The organism is Nocardia aegles (assembly GCF_052545135.1).
The window spans coordinates 1-1,165 of the sequence record NZ_JBQWRI010000047.1 but is presented as its reverse complement, the minus strand read 5'-3'; the positions used below and the strand labels follow the sequence as shown (position 1 = coordinate 1,165).

Here is a 1,165-nt window from a genome sequence, read left to right as displayed (position 1 = left end):
ATACGTCTCGGGCGCTCCGTCGACCTGGATCAGAACGGCCCGCAACGGCACCTCCGCCGTCACATCGAACGGAGTCGCCGCCAAGGCGTACACGGTGCCCGGCACATCCGACTCGGCCAGCACCCGCACAGTCAGATCCACATCCACTTGCCCGACCGGCAGCACCACTTGCACCGGACCATCCACGGTCTCCGGATACACCGTGCGCAACACCTCATGCCGCGCGACCACATCACGCAGCGCCGCACCCAACGCCGCGACATCCAACGCACCGGTCAACCGCAACGCGAACGGCAAATTATAAGCCGCCGAACCAATCTGCCCCACAGCCTCATCGGACTGATCGAAACGGTTCAGGAACCACATCCGCCGCTGCGCCAATGACAACGGCAACCGCTCCGGCCGGGCGATACTGCCCAACTCCACCCGCTCACCGTGCGTGTGCGACTCCAGCACGGCCGCCAACCCCGCCACCGTCGGGCTCTCGAACAACGCCCGCACCGGCACCCGGCCACCGACCGCCGCACCGAGACGCGCCACGACCTGCGTGGCGACCAGCGAATTACCACCCAGCGCGAAGAAATCGTCATCCGCACCCACCCGCCCCACACCGAGCACCTCACCGAACACACCCGCCACGATCTCCTCGATCGCGCTGGTAGGCGCACGGAAATGCTTGGTCTCGAAAGTGGGTTCCGGCAGCGCCTTACGATCCAGCTTGCCGCTGGCGTTCAGCGGGAACGCCTCCAGCACCACGATCGCTGCCGGAACCATGTAGGCGGGCAAGGTTTCGCCGATCGCGGACCGCAGCGCTCGGGCGTCGATCCGGTCTCCCGGAGCGGGGACGACGTACGCGACGAGCTGGTCGCCCAGCGACGAAGGCGACACCAGCGCGACCGCCTGGCTCACCGCAGGCTGCGCCAGCAACGCCGTCTCGATCTCCCCCAGCTCGATCCGCTGCCCACGGAATTTCACCTGGAAATCGGTCCGGCCGAGATAGTCGAGGACCGCGTCGTCGGCGTCCTTGCGCCACACGACGAGGTCACCGGTGCGGTACATCCGCTCCCCGTGACCGAACGGGTTGGCCACGAACCGGTCGGCGGTGAGATCCGCACGCCCCACATAACCACGCGCCAACTGATCACCCGCGAGGTAGAGTTCACCA

The 1,165-nt window shown here is 67.0% G+C and carries 1 protein-coding gene; it reads right to left on the bottom strand.

The features are described 5' to 3' along the window. Positions 1 to 1,165 (bottom strand): condensation domain-containing protein (locus tag ACT89H_RS29380; RefSeq protein ID WP_445111919.1); only part of this gene is annotated, 1,165 nt, incomplete at both ends.